Source organism: Sulfitobacter sp. HI0040, assembly GCF_001634885.1.
GTDB lineage: Bacteria > Pseudomonadota > Alphaproteobacteria > Rhodobacterales > Rhodobacteraceae > Sulfitobacter.
On the sequence record NZ_LWEX01000403.1, the window covers coordinates 1 to 211 of the forward strand.

Here is a 211-nt window from a genome sequence, read left to right on the forward strand (position 1 = left end):
GCCTGACGGGCACCGCTCCGGAGCTCCTCGAGCAGTGTCGCCTGTTCGGTTGCGAGATCGCTGCGGTCGGCGGCCTCAAAAGCGTCGCGGTACAGACGGGCAGCCTCGCGCTGTGCGTCGCGGGCGGTGTCGCGGGAGTCCTGTACGTCTTTCAGGGCGAGTTCCAGTTCTGCCGCACGCGTGGCGTCCGGCATCCGGTCCAATTCCTCGG

1 protein-coding gene is annotated in these 211 nt (G+C 68.7%); it reads right to left on the bottom strand.

All coding sequences use genetic code 11. From position 1 onward, the window contains the following. On the bottom strand, window positions 1–194 hold a 194-nt coding region (locus tag A3728_RS16555), incomplete at its 3' end, for a hypothetical protein (RefSeq protein ID WP_150120859.1). Window positions 195–211: the final 17 nt, after the last annotated feature.